We start from the raw sequence: 17738 nt of genomic DNA, 5'->3' as shown, positions 1-17738 counted from the left end.
TCATGCGTATTCAGTTTTCAGGGAATGAAACCAACCTCTTTACCCCAGAATGGGTAAGGAGGTTTTTTGTTTTAACGAATCTTACAGCAAAAAGTCAAACTCGCGATTATTTTGTCGATAAGTTAGGCCGAATGACCGACAAGTTCCCTCTTGCAGACGGGTCTTGGGGTAGACTAACATGAGAAGGTACCTGATCCAGGCGTTGGAGTAGGCGAGGTTATGAAGGAGAATCGTTCATGAAAAAAATTCTAATCTTTTCCGCTTCCATCGGTAACGGACACAACCAGGCAGCGCGGGCCATGCAAGAAAGCTTGGCTGAGAGTGGTTGCACATCAATGATCATCGATACGTTAGAGTATATTAGCCCCACCTTTCACAAGATTTTGTTGGAAAGCTATATGAATCTGTTGAGGCTGTCACCTAAGATGTGGGGCAGAATTTATCATAATACAGAAAAAACCCGCTTCTTCGATATGAATGTGCTGATGAATAAGTTATTGGCAAACAAACTGAAAAAGCTGATCAACAGTGTACAGCCTGATGCCTTTATTGCAACGCATCCGTTTGCAAGCTGTATGCTCTCCGTACTGAAAGGAAGAAATGATTGGAAGGAACCAATCTATACGATCATTACTGACTATACCATCCATCCTTCATGGATTAATCACCATATCAATTATTACTTCATCGGTCATGAACAACTGTATTACCTGCTAGACGTTTATCGACAGGATCATCAAAAATTCATTCCGATGGGCATTCCTATCATGAAGAAATTCAGTTTGCCATTGGAACCCGAATTGATTCGGCAAAAGCTTGGCCTCGCTCCTGAACAAAAGAGTATTATTCTTTCGGGGGGCGGATTGGGTCTCGGCTCGATGGAAAAGGTATTAGATGGGCTAGAAGAGATTAACATTCCCCTGAAAACCTTTGTGTTAACGGGGACAAACGACAAGCTATACAATAAGGTGACAAATCGTACGTATCGGCATGAAGTCGTTCCGCTAAAATTCATCAATAACTTCCACGAATACTTGGAAACGGCTGATTTAATTGTCACCAAATCAGGCGGACTTACATCAGCTGAAGTAATGAGTAAACGGGTACCCATGATTGTTTACAACCCTCTGCCTGGACAGGAAGAGAGGAACAGCCACTTTTTGCTCAATAATGGGTGTGCGGTACACGCGAATCTATCCGAGCAGTTGATTTACTTTATCGATGAACTATTGCATAGCCCGTCCAAGGTGGAATATATGCGTAGAATGGGACAAAAAATCTCAAAGCCAGATGCTGCACAACGAATTACTGAGTTTATCATGGATGATATGAATATGTTGCCAAGAAAAGTAGAATAGCTGCCTAGCCAGACAAAATGGAGGAACCCATGACTGTACCATTCGCGATATTATTTGATATGGATGGCACGTTACTGCAAACAGAAAAGCTGTCGACCCCCGCTTTTATTCGAACGTTTGACCAGCTTCGTCAAAAAGGGCTATGGCAAGGGGAAACCCCTGACGAACGTGAACTGATCAATGTACTGGGAATGACGATCGAGCAGATCTGGGACAAATTACTGCCGGGTGCGAGTGAAGAAGCCATTCGCTCAGCAGATGCTTTCTTACTAAACAATGAAATCCAGTTACTCAAAGAACGAGTGACCGAGCTATATCCGGATGTAAAATCAACCTTAGAAAAGCTGCATGAAAAAGGTTTTGCTTTATTTGTAGCAAGCAATGGGCAGGAAGAGTACATCGATGCTATTTGTCAGGCATACGAGTTAAAGCCGCTGATGACAGACCTGTACTCGGCCGGTCGTTTCCGCACGCATTCCAAAAATGACCTGGTTGCAAAACTGTTGTCTGATTACAAAATCGGGCAGGCCATTATGGTAGGAGATCGTCACTCCGACGTGGAAGCAGGCAAGACAAACGGTTTATTTACCATTGGATGCGACTTTGGTTTTGCGAAACCAGGCGAGCTTGATGGGGCAGATGTTATCATCACCAGCTTCTCTCAGCTACTGAATCATTTGCCAACAATCGACACCAATACACAAGAACAAGCATAAACCATTCCTCAGGGAGTGGTTTTTTTGTTGATCATGTCCAAGTTTCAAGCGACCCTCTTTTGCCCACACTAGAATGTGTAAGGGACACTTGCGGGCACGCACTAAACCCATTATAATTAACGTCAAAGATAGTCAAAGTCAATAGGTAACCTCATAAGAACATACACAGAGGAATAGGAGGCGATGACTTGCGAAACATCTCGGACATCATTGAACATCACTTGAAAAGCATCCTTACTAACAGTCCCAATGGATCGATCGAGATTCAGCGTAGTGAGCTTGCCGACCATTTTCAATGTGTGCCGTCTCAGATCAATTACGTCATCAATACGCGCTTTACCGTTCAAAAAGGATACCTCGTAGAGAGTAAGCGCGGGGGCGGCGGGTATATTCGCATACGCAAGGTGCAGATTGTCAGCAAGGCACGCTTGCAGGAATTGCTAACAGAAGAACTGATTGGTGAGAGCATCAGTCAGAGTGTGGGAAATGCGATCGTAGAAAGACTATTGGAGGAAGGGTTAGTCAACATTAGAGAAGCCACCTTGATGAAAATCGCTACCTCGCGAAACGTTTTGACTCTAGAAGCTGAATTGCGGGATCGTTTGCGGGCAAATATTTTAAAGCAGATGATCGCGGCAATCTTGTTGAAGTAAAAGGAGGTATGATGTTATGAACTGTGAGGAATGCGGAAAACGACCGGCGACACTTCATTTGACGAAAATCGTCAATGGCGAAAAAACCGAATACCATATTTGCGAGCAGTGTGCTCATGAAAAAGGGGACGTCTTTACCGGCTTTCACAACTTCAGCATCAACAATCTCCTATCAGGACTTTTAAAATTTGATCCCATGCAAAAGAATGGACGCGAAACGGCAACGAATAAGCCGCTTCAATGCGAAACATGTGGACTCACATATGCTCAATTTAGTAAAAGCGGCAGATTTGGCTGTAGTGATTGCTACACCTTTTTGGGGGATCGACTGGACCCACTTTTCCGCCGGATTCATGGAAACACACAGCATAGTGGAAAAGTACCAGAGCGTACCGGTGGCAAACTGAAGATCCGTAAAGAGCTGGAGCAACTAAAGCAAGCGCTGCAAAGTCATGTCGCCAGTGAAGAGTTCGAGAAGGCAGCAGAAATGCGTGATCGAATTCGAGCATTGGAACAAAAAATGGCCCAATCGTAGCAAGGGAGGTTAGCTGGTTATGTCCCAAAAGCAGTTTATGCAAAACCCGTGGAGCAATTGGATGAAAGGAGAAGGTCCTGATTCCGACATTGTCATTAGTACACGGCTGCGTATCGCCCGTAACCTGCGCCAGCACCCCTTTCCGTTATTGGCAACGGACTCGCAGGGCGAGGAAGTGGTGAGAAAGGTAACGGAAGTAAGCGATTCGGAGGCAATGCGCAAACGGCATCAGCTTCAGGTCATCCATATGGATCAAATTAACCCGTTAGAAAAACGGGTGCTCGTAGAAAAGCATCTGATTAGCCCTCATCTGGCAGAGGAATCCCGTAAAGGTGCCGTATTGCTTCGGGAAGATGAGTCTGTCAGCATTATGGTTAATGAAGAAGACCACATTCGAATACAGGTACTATTACCCGGGTTTCGTTTGAACGAGGCATGGGAAATAGGTACGAAAATAGACGACATTTTTGAGAAAAGCTTGAACTACGCGTTCGACGAAACTCGAGGGTATCTTACAAGCTGCCCAACCAATGTGGGTACGGGAATTCGTGCATCCGTGATGCTGCACCTGCCCGCTCTGGTGATGACGCAGCAGATCAGCAGAATTTTACAGGCGATTAATCAAGTTGGTCTTGTCGTTAGAGGAATTTACGGAGAGGGCAGCGAAGCTCTAGGGAATCTTTTTCAGTTATCCAATCAGGTCACACTGGGGATGTCTGAGTCGGATATCCTTTCCAATCTCTACGGTGTGGCCAGACAGATTATTGAGCAAGAGCGTGTGGCACGCACTTACTTGCTGGAGCATACCCGGGTTTCTTTGGAGGATCGGATTTTTCGCTCGTATGGCATCTTGATGTATGCCCGCACGGTAGAGTCCAAGGAAGCGGCTCAGCGCCTGTCAGATGTACGTCTGGGGATCGATCTAGGCATCATTCCTAATGTATCTCCGCTGGTCCTGAATGAACTGTTAGTCACGACACAGCCAGGGTTTTTACAACACCACGCTGGACAAAAGCTCACTCCGGACCAACGCGACGAAAGAAGGGCAAGGCTGATCCGCGAACGTCTACGCGTAGTAGAATCACAAGAGTAATCGTAATGGTATCACGCAATTGTTAACCATATAGAGAAAAAACACGGTTATACGGAGGTGTACGATATGATGTTTGGACGTTTTACAGAACGCGCACAAAAAGTACTGGCGCTTGCCCTGGAAGAGGCGGTTCGTCTCGGACACAAAGATATTGGGACAGAGCATGTGCTGCTGGGACTCATTCGAGAAGGCGAAGGGATTGCGGCGAAGGCACTGCAATCACTTGGGCTTGGCCTCGATAAAATCCAGAGTGAAGTGGAGTCGTTAATCGGGCGAGGAACAGAGCAGTCCGGTAGTAATTACACACCAAACTATACACCTCGCGCCAAAAAGGTCATTGAACTGTCGATGGACGAAGCCCGCAAGCTGGGTCATACCTATGTGGGGACTGAACATATTCTGCTTGGCTTGATCCGTGAAGGAGAAGGTATTGCTGCGAGAATCATGAACAATTTGGGCGTTAGCCTGAACAAGGCACGTCAACAGGTGCTCCAGCTGCTCGGCAGCTCGGAAATGATGGCATCTCATCAACCGTCTGGAGGGAATCCAGCGGCGAATACGCCGACGTTGGACGGCTTGGCAAGGGATTTGACTGCAATCGCTCGTGACGGCGGTCTAGACCCGGTAATCGGTCGCCAAAAAGAAATTGAGCGTGTGATCCAAGTACTTAGCAGACGCACCAAGAACAACCCTGTTTTGATTGGGGAGCCTGGCGTCGGGAAAACAGCTATCGCAGAAGGTCTTGCCCAGAAAATCGTGAACAACGAAATTCCGGAGACCCTTCGTGATAAACGAGTCATGACACTGGATATGGGAACCGTTGTTGCGGGAACCAAATATCGCGGTGAGTTCGAAGATCGTCTGAAAAAAATCATGGACGAAATTCGCCAAGCAGGAAACATCATCCTGTTTATTGATGAGCTGCACACCCTGATTGGTGCAGGTGGAGCAGAAGGGGCAATTGATGCCTCCAACATTTTGAAGCCTGCTCTGGCACGTGGCGAGCTACAGTGCGTAGGTGCCACAACGTTGGATGAATATCGCAAGTACATCGAAAAAGACGCGGCACTGGAGCGTCGTTTCCAACCGATTCAGGTTGATGAACCGACAGCGGAGGATGCCATTCGTATCCTGCATGGCCTTCGTGATCGTTATGAAGCCCACCACCGTGTCAAAATTACCGATGAAGCAATCGAGCAGGCAGTAAAGCTGTCTGACCGCTATATTACGGAACGCTTCCTGCCTGACAAGGCCATCGACTTGGTCGACGAGGCGGCATCCAAAGTCCGCTTGCAATCCTTTACAGTTCCGCCAAACCTCAAAGAGCTCGAGGGACGTCTGGAAGAGGTGCGCAAGGAAAAAGACGCTGCTGTACAATCACAAGAGTTCGAGGAAGCAGCAGCACTTCGCGATCAGGAGCAAAAACTGCGTGAAGAACTGGATAAAACGAAAAAAGACTGGAAAGAACGCCAAGGCCAGCTGAATATGGAGGTTACACCAGAAGACATCGCGCAAGTAGTGGCGAGCTGGACGGGTATTCCTGTGTTAAAGCTGAAGGAAGAAGAAACAGAGCGCTTGCTGAAGATGGAAGAGATTTTGCATGATCGCGTCATTGGTCAAGATGAAGCAGTCAAATCCATTTCGCGTGCGATCCGCCGTGCCCGTGCTGGTTTGAAAGACCCAAAACGTCCAATCGGCTCGTTTATCTTCCTGGGGCCTACTGGTGTGGGTAAAACCGAATTGGCTCGTGCCGTGGCAGAGACGCTTTTCGGTGACGAGGATGCCATGATCCGTGTGGATATGTCCGAGTACATGGAGAAGCATTCCACCGCTCGTCTGGTAGGTGCCCCTCCAGGCTACGTAGGCTTTGACGAAGGCGGTCAGCTGACTGAAAAAGTGCGTCGCAAGCCTTACTCCGTCATTTTGCTGGACGAAATCGAGAAGGCTCACCCAGACGTATTCAATATCCTCTTGCAAGTATTGGATGATGGTCGTCTGACAGACTCCAAGGGACGTACCGTCGACTTCCGCAATACGGTTGTCATCATGACTTCCAACGTCGGAGCCAGCATGATCAAGAAAAATACAACGCTCGGCTTCACGACCAACGATTCGGAAAGAAAGTATCAGGATATGAAGGACAAAGTCATGGATGAGCTGAAGAAGAGCTTCCGTCCTGAGTTCTTGAACCGTATCGACGAAGTTATCGTGTTCCACTCCTTGGAGCAAGAGCACATCGAGCAAATCGTATCTCTCATGACAGAAGAGCTGCGTAAACGTTTGAAAGAGCAGGACATTGATTTCCAATTGACCGAAGAAGCCAAAAAGGTATTGGCAAAAGAAGGCTTTGATCCGGCCTATGGTGCACGTCCTCTGCGTCGAGCTATCCAGCGCCACATCGAGGATAATTTGTCCGAGGAATTGCTCAAGGGCACGATCAGTAAAGGCGATACCGTCAATATCGAAGCGGAAGAAGGCAAGCTGGTAGTCAAGCGCCTTGAAAAAACGAAATCATAAGCTGGGTTGAAACGTAATAGAATGCCTCCTGATTCGGGAGGTATTCTTTTTTTGGGTGCGTAATTATGATAAAAGTAGAGAAAGAAATCCAAGTGAGGGTGCGATTATGTCAAAGTATAAAACGAAATACGCGTGTCAAGAATGTGGCTATGAATCGCCAAAATGGATGGGGAAATGTCCGGGATGCAGCAGTTGGAACACCCTGGTAGAGGAAGTGACGGTAAAAAATCCACATCGTCACGAAGGGATGAGCGGCGGCCAGCGCCAATCTGCGATTCCATTGACCCAGGTAGCCAGTGAAGAAGATCCACGCATGGATACCACGATCGGAGAATTGAATCGTGTTCTTGGTGGAGGACTTGTTCCGGGTTCACTCATTTTGGTTGGGGGAGACCCTGGAATCGGGAAATCGACATTGCTTTTGCAAACTTCTTTTGCCTTGGCTCATCAAGGGGCGAAGGTTCTCTATGTGTCTGGAGAGGAGTCGGCAAAACAAATCAAAATTCGCGCGGATCGACTCCATTTGCAAACGCCGCCGATGTTTGTATTGGCAGAAAATGATTTGGATTTGATCGAACAGCATATTAATCAAGTAGACCCGGATGTTCTGATTATTGACTCGATCCAGACCGTGTTTCACCCGACGATCCAATCAGCTGCGGGGAGTGTCGCACAAGTGCGGGAGGCAACAGCCCAATTGATGCGGATTGCAAAAGGGAAAGGGATTGGTACCTTCATCGTTGGTCACGTAACCAAGGAAGGCTCCATCGCCGGTCCGCGTATGCTTGAGCACATGGTGGATGCTGTTCTCTATTTTGAAGGGGAGCGTCACAATACGTTTCGAATTTTGCGTGCCGTCAAAAACCGTTTTGGTTCGACAAACGAAATCGGTATTTTCGAGATGAAGGATCGCGGTCTAGAGGAAGTGGCGAATCCATCCGAGATATTTTTGGCAGAGCGTCCATTTGGTGTTGCGGGTTCCACAGTCGTAGCCAGTATGGAGGGCACACGTCCCGTTTTGGTTGAGCTACAAGCTCTCGTTGCCCCAACCAGCTTTGTAACCCCACGGAGAACGGCAACAGGGGTCGATCATCAGCGTGTGGCGATGATCATGGCGGTGTTGGAAAAGCGCATGGGCATGATGCTGCAAAATCAGGATGCTTATGTAAACGTAGCAGGTGGGGTCAGATTAGATGAGCCAGCGGTTGATTTGGCGATTGCCGTAAGCATTGCAAGTAGTTTCCGTGACCACGCTACCAATCCGCATGATGTCGTTATCGGAGAAATTGGCTTGACTGGTGAGGTGCGGGGTGTCTCCCGTATTGAGCAACGAGTACGAGAAGCCCATAAATTAGGCTTTAAGCGTGTCATCATACCGGAGAAAAACATCCGCGGGCTGGATGCGCCAGCAGATATTCAAGTAATTGGTGTGAGCAATATTGCCGATGCGTTGAACGAGGTGATAAGGAGGTAGGAGTGGGCATGCAGGGGAACATCAAAAGAACTCCGCAAATCGGTGATGTGCTTCGTCTCGTGGCACCCGGTACACAGCTTCGTGAAGGGTTGGAAAATGTTTTACGGGCCAAAACCGGGGGTTTGATCGTTATTGGGTGCGGTCCGGAGATGAAGTCGATTGTCGACGGCGGTTTTTCCATCAATTGTGATTTTTCTCCTGCCCATTTGTATGAATTAGCGAAGATGGATGGGGCGATTATAGTAAGTGAAGACGCAAAACGCATCCTGTACGCGAATACGCAAATCTTCCCACCCTCCTCAATCCCCACGAGCGAGACGGGCACACGGCATCGTACAGCACAACGTACGGCCATTCAAACGAATCATCTGGTCATTGCTATCTCTCAGCGTCGCAATGTGATCACGCTGTATCAGGGGAATTTCCGGTATGTCTTAAGCGAAATCAGCGTCATTCTGGCCAAGGCGAATCAAGCTGTATCTACCCTTGAGAAATACAAGGCCGTCCTTGATCAAACCTTGACAAATCTCGGTGCGTTAGAATTTGAGGAGCTCGTTACTTTGCATGAAGTTGCCTCGGTTTTGCAACGGATTGAGATGGTGTTACGTATTAAGACAGAGGTCTCCAAGTACATATGTGAGCTAGGGGTAGAAGGAAGGCTCGTCAGTATGCAGTTGGAGGAACTGGTTTCAAACATTGAGGAAGAGGCCCATATGCTTATTCGGGATTATTCCCGAGATCCATCCTATTCACCTGATCTTGTACTGCGGGATATGAAAAAATTGAACTCAGAGGAAATGCTGGAGCTCACTTCTTTTTTGCGAACGCTGGGGTATTCCTCCAATGCCAGTATGCTCGATGAATCCGTTTCCCCTAGAGGTTATCGGATCCTGTACAAGATCAGGCGTCTGCCCGTTACAATCATCTCGAATCTGGTAGAGCATTTTCATCATCTGCCACGAATCATGATGGCAACGATTCAGGAATTAGACGAAGTGGAAGGCATTGGCGAAGTTCGAGCGAGAGCGATTAAAGAGGGACTGAAACGGATTCAAGAACAAGTGTTCATTGACAGGCACATTTAAAGTAGAATAGGATAAAGGCATTATTTGTATTCAGCATTTGCCTAAGGGACTTGGATAAAAACAAGGTCAACAGGATAACCTGCTCCTTACGCAAAAGAAATCAGGAGGTAGTCTATGTTCGTGAAATCGTTACCGAACATACTAACCGTAAGCAACTTGTTTCTGGGAGTTTTAGCAATTATTCTTGCGTTTCGAGGCGATCAATACGTCGAATATGCAGCGATCACAGTGATCATTGGTATGCTGGCAGACGGGCTGGATGGACGTGTAGCTCGTATGTTGAACGCCCAAAGTGAGTTCGGGAAGGAATTGGATTCCCTTTCTGACGTTATTACTTTTGGGATTGCGCCGGCGTTCATTATGTATGTTGTCGTCTTGCAACACTTTGATTTGCTTGGGATTCTCATTACAGCCATTTTTCCGATCTGTGGTGCGCTGCGTTTGGCGCGTTTTAACGTACAGGCCGGGGTTCCGGGGTATTTCATCGGTTTGCCGATTACGGCAGCGGGGGGCGTACTGGCTACGCTTGCACTCTACCACCAAGTATTCACTCCGGTATTGCTTGCCGTAAGTATGTTGCTGCTTGCTTTTTTGATGGTATCAAAGGTCAAGTATCCTAACTTTAAAAAAGTGGGGATTCCAAAGTCTGCTTACTGGATCACACCCATTATCATCGCGATTGTGGTTATTGTAGCGATTAAGTACCCGCAGCAGTTTCCAAAAATTGTCTTCTTGCCACTTGCTTTTTATGCACTGTACGGAATAAAAAAAAACGTTGACTTTCTCGTCAAAAAATTACGGAAGCGTAAAAACAAAGAGGAAGAATCCGTTCCGTTTGAATAGTTTCGGCATAAAAAAACCCACACTTCAATGTGCGGGTTTTTCTTTTTTGTATGCAACTTTTTTTAGGGTTCATTCGTAATACGAGTAGCGGACTTTTAAGACAGATTGAAGACACCCAAAGTATTCAATCGGTTGGATTCTTTCTGAAGGACATCTTCTAGCTTAATGTCTGTAATATTGCACAAGGCAGTGAGGTAAAAGAGGTTTTTGCCAAGCTCAGCAGTAACTACATCGCGACAATGCTCGCACAGCGGTCCGTTAAAGTGGGTGTCCAAATGGGACTTGTTGTCCTCCAGGTTCTTGTTTGAATCGTATGTCTGTTTTTTGGCAACCACTTCGACACAGCCGCATTCGGTGATGGCTTTTGTCAGTGAACGGTTAATGCGGGATGCCGTTTCCTGAACTTTGGACATGACGTCCAGTACGCTACGATGTCTGATTAAAAGCTCGGATACTTGCGTTTGAAAGTCGTCTATGTTTCGATTGTCCATCTGGTTCACCTCTGCTTTAGGCTGTTGGTATCGTCATAATTTTCTCTCATTACGATACTGACATTATAAGAAGGGAGTCAGCTCCCTGTCAATTTAACATCGAAGGAAACGAGTGTTCCCGGGTTGACGAGAAAATGACAACTGTGTTAAAATTTTTGGCTATTTGACATGGCAAAATCTTTTTTGCTATAGTGAGGGAAAGTAAGATGAAGCATTATAATGATTTGGAAAAAAATAGGTTTTTACTTTTAGGCTTCTGTCTATATTAGTAAAAGGAGGTGAAGGCATGTTACGCCGAGTAGGAAAATTCATTTTTGTTTTGATTGGTGCCGGATTGGGGTATCGGTTTGGTGACGAATTGTTCTCGTTGCTCGACCCACTGTTAAACTTTGGTGTAGTAGCCGGATCGCAATATATTGGGGCTGTACTAGGTGCCATCTTGTTTTTCTTTTTAGCGAATTGGGTTGTGGATTATGTTCTGCGCATCGTTCGATGGGGTGAAGAGACACTCGTCAAAATGCCGGTTGTCGATGTGATGTTCGGAGCGATGGGGTTGATTAGTGGTCTTATTGTTGCATTCTTATTATTCCTGCCCATCAGTAAAATTCCGATTCCATTTGTAGGAGATCTTTTGCCGTTAATTGTTTCTGGGTTGCTCGGTTATTTGGGCTTCCAGGTAGGGTTTCGCAAGCGGGACGAGATTATGTCGGTATTTTCAATTGGACGTAAGGATAAGAAAAAGGATAGCGCAACCACTACCGTTAACTTGGAAAATAAAATCCTCGATACCAGTGTCATCATTGACGGACGCATCGCAGATATTTGCCGTACCGGCTTTCTGGAAGGGGTACTGGTCATTCCGGGGTTTGTGCTAGAGGAACTGCAGCATATCGCCGATTCCTCCGATGTGCTAAAGAGAAACCGCGGTCGTCGGGGTCTGGATATCTTGAACAAGATTCAAAAAGAAATGAAGGTAAAGGTTCAGATTTGGGAAGGCGATTTTGAAGAAGTATCCGAGGTGGACAGCAAGCTGATCAAGCTCGCAAAGCTCATTAACGGAAAGGTCGTAACAAACGACTTCAACCTGAACAAGGTATGTGAGCTGCAAGGTGTTGCGGTATTGAACATCAATGATTTAGCGAATGCAGTCAAGCCTGTAGTTTTACCTGGAGAAGAGATGAACGTCCAAGTCATCAAGGATGGGAAAGAGCACGGTCAGGGTGTCGCTTATCTGGACGATGGCACGATGATTGTTGTAGAGGGCGGACGAGAATACATCGGAAACGACGTCGATGTTCTCGTAACGAGTGTGCTACAAACTTCAGCAGGACGAATGATCTTCGCCAAACCAAAGTTGCTGGAACGAGCGTTATAGAAAAGACAACAGGAGAGGGATGAATCAGTGAGTACGGGTGTCGTGATCGTTGCAGCCGGTTCGGGTAAACGAATGGGTGGGCAACGGAACAAGTTGTGGTTACCGCTTGCGGGCGAGCCGATCCTGGCTCATACGGTACGTCTATTTGCTACTCATCCCGACATTGATGAAGTCGTGCTAGTGGTGAGTGAAGCAGACCACGCAGAAGTAATGACCTTGATCTCGGCTGAAAAGCTGATGGTTGTGGTTACTATGGGTGGAGCAGAGCGACAGGACAGTGTGAGAAATGGCTTGGCTTCCCTATCCGCAAATTGCGATTACGTACTGGTTCACGATGCTGCCCGTCCTTTCGTCACTCGCAAACAGATCAGTGACATGATCAAACAGGTACAACAAGATCAGGCAACGATCATGGCAGTACCTGTCAAAGATACGATTAAAGTGGTGGGGGCAAATGGACTTGTAGAGTCAACCCCGGCACGGGAAAGCTTGTGGGCGGTTCAAACCCCACAAGCTTTTCGTATGTCTTTATTGCGAGAGGCACATCAGGCAGCAGGGGCAGCAGGGAAGCTAGGTACGGATGATGCGATGCTGGTTGAGTGGCTGGGTCATCCGGTATCGATAATGCAGGGAAGCTATGAGAACATTAAGATTACGACGCCAGATGATCTGTGGTTTGGTGAAGAGATATTGCGGAAACGAAAGGGAGAGTAGCTCATGCGTATTGGACAAGGTTTTGACGTGCATCAATTAGTAGAGGGGCGTCCATGCATTATTGGAGGCGTCACCATCCCGTATGAAAAAGGCTTGCTAGGGCATTCTGACGCGGATGTTCTCCTCCATGCGATTAGTGACGCGATTCTTGGAGCGATTGGTGAGGGGGATATTGGCCGTCATTTTCCAGATACAGACCCGGCTTTTAAGGATGCCGATAGCGTAAAGCTGCTGGAGCATGTATGGAAGTTGGTTCGGGAGCGTGGCTACCGATTAGGTAACGTGGATGCAACGATCATTGCTCAAGCGCCGAAAATGGCACCGTACATTCCGCAAATGTGTGAAGTCATTGCACGCGTGCTGGAGGCAGACGATCTCTCGCAAGTGAATGTGAAGGCGACGACCTCCGAGAAACTCGGTTTTACAGGCAGAGGGGAAGGAATCGCTGCGCAGGCGGTATGCTTGCTTGTCAAGTAGAGGGGCAAGGTGTAACATAAAGCCTTAGATACGTTTTTACTTAGGTCAAGGTTATAGCCTTTTACATTCATAAGGATGGTGCTACCAATGGCGAAAGAAATTCGCACTCGTTATGCGCCGAGTCCTACGGGGCATTTACACATCGGCGGTGCGCGAACAGCGCTCTTTAATTATCTTTTTGCGAAACATCACGGTGGTTCGTTCATCGTTCGGATTGAAGATACGGACCAAACGCGCAATAAGGAAAATGCGGACGAAGAGCAAATGAAAAACCTGAAATGGCTCGGCGTAACATGGGAAGAAGGTACAGACATTGGGGGACCATATGGACCGTACCGTCAAACAGAGCGCCTGGACATTTATCGGAAATATATCGATCAACTGCTAGCAGAAGGCAAAGCATACTACTGCTACGCGACAAAAGAAGAGCTGGATGCAGAACGTGAAGAACAGCTCGCGCGTGGAGAAACACCTCGCATTCTGGAAAAGCATCGCCATGTAACGGACGAGCAGCGTGCTCAGTACGAAGCAGAAGGTCGAGTGCCATCCATTCACTTCCTCGTTCAGGATGATCGCGAATATGTCGTGAACGACCTGATTCGTGGCCAGGTAACCTTCAACTCTAACGAGATGGGCGATTTCGTTATTTGCCGTCCGGATGGGATTCCTACATACAACTTCGCCGTTGTAGTGGACGACTATTTGATGAAAATTAGCCACGTCATTCGTGGAGAAGAGCATCTGTCCAACACGCCACGTCAATTGATGATTTACGAAGCGTTTGGATGGGAAGCGCCTGACTTTGCTCACTTGGCACTGATCCTCAACCAAGATGGCAAAAAGATGTCCAAGCGCGACGAGAGCATTCTTCAGTTCATTGAACAGTACCGTGACCTGGGCTTCTTGCCAGAAGCAATCGTGAACTTCCTTGTTCTCTTGGGATGGTCTCCAGGTGGCGAAGAAGAGATTTTCTTAATCGAAGATCTGATCAAGCTGTTCTCAATGGATCGCGTGAACAAGTCGCCAGCTGTATTTGATGCAACGAAGATGAACTGGATGAACAACTTCTATTTGAAGCGTCAACCGCTGGATATGATTACAGACATGTGTATCCCGCATCTGCAAAAAGCTGGCTTCATCGAAGAGACTTTGTCTGCTGAGAAGCGCGAATGGGTTCGTAGTATTGTAGGCCTGTACCAAGAGCAAATGTCCTACTGTGCGCAAATCGTTCCGTTGGCAGCCCTTTTCTTCCTTGACGAAGTGGTGTACGATGAAGAAGCAACTCTGGTGCTGAAAGAACCGCAATTGCCGGAGGTACTTGCTTCCTTTGTGAAACACCTTTCTGCCCAGGATGCATATAATGTGGATGTTATTAAAGCGGTACTCAAGGACGTGCAAAAGGAAACAGGTCACAAAGGCAAAGCGTTGTTTATGCCGGTTCGCGTAGGAGCAACTGGCCAGGCGCATGGTCGTGATTTGGCAGAGACTTTGTATCTGCTTGGACGCGACAAGGTGATTGCACGTGCACAACAAGTAATTGCAAACGGTCAGTAAGTATTGGCTGGCTTTCTTTTATAAATAAGGAATGCGTCGATCAGGAGAAGTACAACAGTCTGCACATCTACAGAGAGGATGGATAGGTGAGAGCCATCTGATGTGTCCTGTATGGAAATGCCCCTGTGAGCAATGAGCTGAACCTATCTTTTTGAAAAGATATCAGTAGGCGCCATCGGCTTCCCGCCGTTATCGGGATATGAGCGAGATCGTTCGAGGTTGTTTGTTATGTCTTTGCAGCCAAGACGATCTAAGCAGAGTGGAACCACGGTAAACCCGTCTCTGTCCCTTCGTAATGGAGGGGATAGGGACGTTTTTTTATTTTAGAGGAAGTTGAACACTCGGCAGGTAAATCAGGCAGGAGGTGCCACCCAAAAATGTTAGCACAGATGAGAGATGACATTCATGCTGTTTTTGAACGAGACCCGGCTGCGCGCAGTACGCTGGAAGTCGTCATGACCTATTCCGGATTGCACGCGATATGGGGGCACCGGATTGCCCACAGGCTCTGGAAAGCTGAGCTGTGTACACTCGCCCGAATTGTCTCTCAACTATCCCGCTTTTTCACGGGAATTGAGATTCACCCGGGCGCGACAATTGGCCGCGGCCTGTTCATTGACCATGGCATGGGTGTTGTGATCGGAGAGACGTGCGAAATCGGAGACAATGTAACGATTTATCAAGGGGTTACACTCGGGGGAACAGGTAAGGAAAAAGGAAAGCGTCACCCTACGATCGGCAATGATGTCATTATTGCAACGGGAGCAAAGGTGTTGGGCTCCTTCAAAATTGGCGATAATTCAAAGATAGGGGCTGGTGCCGTTGTTTTGCAGGAGGTACCGCCGAACTCGACCGTAGTAGGAATCAAGGGGCGTATCGTGATCCAGGATGGCAAGCGGGTCAAAAACGATCTGGACCATGTAAACATGCCAGACCCGGTAGCGGATACGATTCGCATGATGCAAAAGGAAATTGATCAATTACGCAAAGAATTGGAGCTTTTGAGGGAGGATAAAAAGAACGATGGGCATTCAGCTGACTAACACGATGACGCGGCGAAAGGAACCGTTTCACACATTGGAGCCAGGAAAGGTAAAAATGTACGTGTGCGGTCCGACCGTGTACAATTACATTCACATTGGAAATGCGCGCCCGGCCATTGTATTTGATACACTGCGCCGTTACTTGAAATACCGTGGCTACGAAGTGACATTCGTGCAAAACATTACGGACGTAGATGACAAACTGATTCGTGTGGCGAATCAGGAAGGTGTCACTGTGAAAGAAGTGGCGGATCGATACACAGATGCGTACAATGCTGATCTGAACTCATTGAACGTATCGCCACCGGATATTCAACCGCGAGTGATGCAGACCATTCCGGAGATCATTGAATTCGTACAAGGGCTGATTGAAAAAGGCTTTGCCTACGAGAGTGAAGGTGACGTCTATTTCCGCACGGGGCGTTTTCAGGAATACGGAAAGCTTTCGCATCAACCGTTGGATGATTTGCAGGCAGGTGCTCGTGTAGAAATCAACGAGAAAAAGGAACATCCCCTGGACTTTGTGCTTTGGAAAGCGGCCAAGACTGGAGAAGTTACTTGGGATAGTCCATGGGGCGAAGGAAGACCGGGATGGCATATTGAGTGCTCGGCAATGGCCCTGAAGTTTTTAGGGGAGGAAATCGATATTCATGCGGGCGGAACAGACCTTGTGTTCCCTCACCACGAGAACGAAATTGCCCAGTCGGAGTGCTTTACGGGTAAAGTTTTTGCTCGCTACTGGCTACACAACGGCATGCTCAATATCGATAACGAAAAAATGTCCAAATCCCTCGGGAATTTCTTGCTTGCACGCGATCTTTCGGAGAAATTCGGCGGTCAATTAATTCGCTTCTTTATGCTTCAGGGACACTATCGTAATCCGATCAATTTTAGCGAAGAGTTGATCGAACAAGCGGCCAATGGTTTGGATAGAATCACGACGGCGTATACGAATCTTTCCCATCGTCTGGATACCGCGCGAGCAGAAGAGCCCAATGATCAGGCGCAGGAGCAGGCACGAATCATTGGAGAGCTTCGCGAGCGCTTCATTACTGAGATGGATGATGATATCAATACAGCGAATGCTATTACCGTTATTTTTGATGTGGTGAAGGAAGCCAACCTTTATTTGCGTCATCAAAATGTAGGCGAAACCGAAGTTCGCGCGTACATGGATTTGTTGGTGGAGTTGACGGAGGTTCTTGGTCTTGGTATTGCAGAAGAGCAGGAGCTGTTGGATAGTGAGATTGATGCGTTGATCGAAGAGCGCACAGAAGCTCGCAAAGCAAGAAACTTTGCGCGTTCTGACGAAATCCGCGATCTGCTCGCTGCAAAAGGAATCGTGCTAGAGGACACGCCACAAGGTGTTCGCTGGCGTCGAAAATAAGGGGCCGAAGAAAATAGATGCAAAAAGAAGAACTGACCCGAGATCCTAATCTGACAAATCCACTCGTGCTTGCCTTCCTCGGGGATGCTACCTATTCGCATTGTGTCAGGTATCATTTGATCGCCAAGGGGCTGGTTAAACCAAACCAGCTCCACAAGGCGGCAAACCGCTATGTTTCAGCGAAAGCACAGGCCAATGTGTTGTTGACGTTAATGCCCACATTGCCGGAGGAAGAATTGAATGTAGTGAAGCGGGGGCGGAATGCCAAATCCGGCTCCAGTGCCAAAAACGCCGATATTATCGACTACCGTCATGCGACGGCTTTTGAAGCATTGATCGGGTACCTGTACTTGAGTGGAAAAGAAGAGCGGATCGCTGAAATTGTGCAGCAGGCGTTTGCCATAGTGGAAGGAGAATCATGAA

At 47.5% G+C, this 17738-nt stretch carries 18 protein-coding genes and 1 other annotated feature; of the genes, 17 read left to right on the top strand and 1 reads right to left on the bottom strand.

Annotation, left to right across the window (positions count from 1 at the left end; translation table 11 throughout):
- The 10 genes from HPY31_RS28670 to pssA form a co-directional block, all read left to right on the top strand.
- Positions 1 to 182, top strand: a 182-nt coding sequence (locus HPY31_RS28670) for a hypothetical protein (RefSeq protein ID WP_216675847.1), incomplete at its 5' end; no start/stop codon positions are given.
- A gap of 54 nt (positions 183 to 236) precedes the next feature.
- Positions 237 to 1358, top strand: a complete 1122-nt coding sequence (locus HPY31_RS28010) for an MGDG synthase family glycosyltransferase (protein WP_172143234.1) — start codon at positions 237 to 239, stop codon at positions 1356 to 1358.
- Positions 1359 to 1387: 29 nt separating this feature from the next.
- Positions 1388 to 2074, top strand: coding sequence for an HAD hydrolase-like protein (locus HPY31_RS28005; protein ID WP_172143233.1), 687 nt, complete (start codon positions 1388 to 1390; stop codon positions 2072 to 2074).
- Between the two features lie 188 nt (positions 2075 to 2262).
- Positions 2263 to 2727: a CtsR family transcriptional regulator gene (locus HPY31_RS28000; protein ID WP_064202944.1), complete on the top strand. Its 465-nt coding sequence runs from the start codon at positions 2263 to 2265 to the stop codon at positions 2725 to 2727.
- A 16-nt stretch (positions 2728 to 2743) separates the two neighbouring features.
- Positions 2744 to 3262, top strand: a complete 519-nt coding sequence (gene mcsA, locus HPY31_RS27995) for a protein-arginine kinase activator protein McsA (RefSeq protein WP_012683955.1) — start codon at positions 2744 to 2746, stop codon at positions 3260 to 3262.
- A 19-nt stretch (positions 3263 to 3281) separates the two neighbouring features.
- Complete coding sequence (gene mcsB / locus HPY31_RS27990; protein ID WP_172143232.1) at positions 3282 to 4355, top strand: protein-arginine kinase McsB; 1074 nt, start codon at positions 3282 to 3284, stop codon at positions 4353 to 4355.
- Positions 4356 to 4421: 66 nt separating this feature from the next.
- Positions 4422 to 6872, top strand: a complete 2451-nt coding sequence (locus HPY31_RS27985; RefSeq protein WP_016742864.1) for an ATP-dependent Clp protease ATP-binding subunit — start codon at positions 4422 to 4424, stop codon at positions 6870 to 6872.
- Between the two features lie 106 nt (positions 6873 to 6978).
- Complete coding sequence (radA, locus tag HPY31_RS27980) at positions 6979 to 8346, top strand: DNA repair protein RadA (protein ID WP_172143231.1); 1368 nt, start codon at positions 6979 to 6981, stop codon at positions 8344 to 8346.
- 8 nt (positions 8347 to 8354) lie between these two features.
- Positions 8355 to 9431: a DNA integrity scanning diadenylate cyclase DisA gene (gene disA / locus HPY31_RS27975; protein WP_172143230.1), complete on the top strand. Its 1077-nt coding sequence runs from the start codon at positions 8355 to 8357 to the stop codon at positions 9429 to 9431.
- Positions 9432 to 9545: 114 nt separating this feature from the next.
- Positions 9546 to 10274, top strand: coding sequence for a CDP-diacylglycerol--serine O-phosphatidyltransferase (gene pssA / locus HPY31_RS27970; protein ID WP_016742861.1), 729 nt, complete (start codon positions 9546 to 9548; stop codon positions 10272 to 10274).
- Positions 10275 to 10369: 95 nt separating this feature from the next.
- Here the strand turns inward: pssA and HPY31_RS27965 are convergent, their stop codons facing one another.
- Complete coding sequence (locus tag HPY31_RS27965) at positions 10370 to 10765, bottom strand: nucleoside triphosphate pyrophosphohydrolase family protein (RefSeq protein ID WP_007716195.1); 396 nt, start codon at positions 10763 to 10765, stop codon at positions 10370 to 10372.
- A gap of 286 nt (positions 10766 to 11051) precedes the next feature.
- Here HPY31_RS27965 and HPY31_RS27960 point away from each other — a divergent pair, with 286 nt between their 5' ends.
- From HPY31_RS27960 to HPY31_RS27935, 7 genes are all read left to right on the top strand, one after another.
- Entirely contained in the window at positions 11052 to 12140 is a 1089-nt protein-coding gene (locus HPY31_RS27960) for a PIN/TRAM domain-containing protein (protein ID WP_012683961.1), read from the top strand.
- A gap of 27 nt (positions 12141 to 12167) precedes the next feature.
- The gene (gene ispD / locus HPY31_RS28665; RefSeq protein WP_371811819.1) at positions 12168 to 12854 is read left to right on the top strand and encodes a 2-C-methyl-D-erythritol 4-phosphate cytidylyltransferase; all 687 of its coding nucleotides are present in this window, start codon (positions 12168 to 12170) and stop codon (positions 12852 to 12854) included.
- Between the two features lie 3 nt (positions 12855 to 12857).
- A complete protein-coding gene (gene ispF, locus HPY31_RS28660) occupies positions 12858 to 13331 on the top strand; it encodes a 2-C-methyl-D-erythritol 2,4-cyclodiphosphate synthase (RefSeq protein WP_048035642.1) in 474 nt (157 codons plus the stop codon).
- 87 nt (positions 13332 to 13418) lie between these two features.
- Positions 13419 to 14885 carry a glutamate--tRNA ligase gene (gene gltX / locus HPY31_RS27950; protein WP_172143229.1) on the top strand — a complete coding sequence of 489 codons (1467 nt, stop codon included), beginning with the start codon at positions 13419 to 13421 and terminating at the stop codon, positions 14883 to 14885.
- A 27-nt stretch (positions 14886 to 14912) separates the two neighbouring features.
- Positions 14913 to 15172: a binding site (T-box leader), on the top strand.
- A 90-nt stretch (positions 15173 to 15262) separates the two neighbouring features.
- Entirely contained in the window at positions 15263 to 15928 is a 666-nt protein-coding gene (gene cysE, locus HPY31_RS27945; RefSeq protein ID WP_012683965.1) for a serine O-acetyltransferase, read from the top strand.
- On the top strand, positions 15909 to 17315 hold the full coding sequence (gene cysS, locus HPY31_RS27940) for a cysteine--tRNA ligase (RefSeq protein WP_172143228.1): 1407 nt from the start codon (positions 15909 to 15911) through the stop codon (positions 17313 to 17315). The genes cysE and cysS overlap by 20 nt, the downstream gene beginning before the upstream one ends.
- 17 nt (positions 17316 to 17332) lie before the next feature.
- Positions 17333 to 17737, top strand: a complete 405-nt coding sequence (locus HPY31_RS27935; protein WP_007716204.1) for a Mini-ribonuclease 3 — start codon at positions 17333 to 17335, stop codon at positions 17735 to 17737.
- The last annotated feature ends 1 nt before the right edge of the window (position 17738 follow it).

Origin of the sequence: Brevibacillus sp. HB1.3, assembly GCF_013186635.1 — a bacterium.
Lineage (GTDB): Bacteria > Bacillota > Bacilli > Brevibacillales > Brevibacillaceae > Brevibacillus > Brevibacillus brevis_D.
This window is presented reverse-complemented; position numbering and strand designations above follow the sequence as displayed.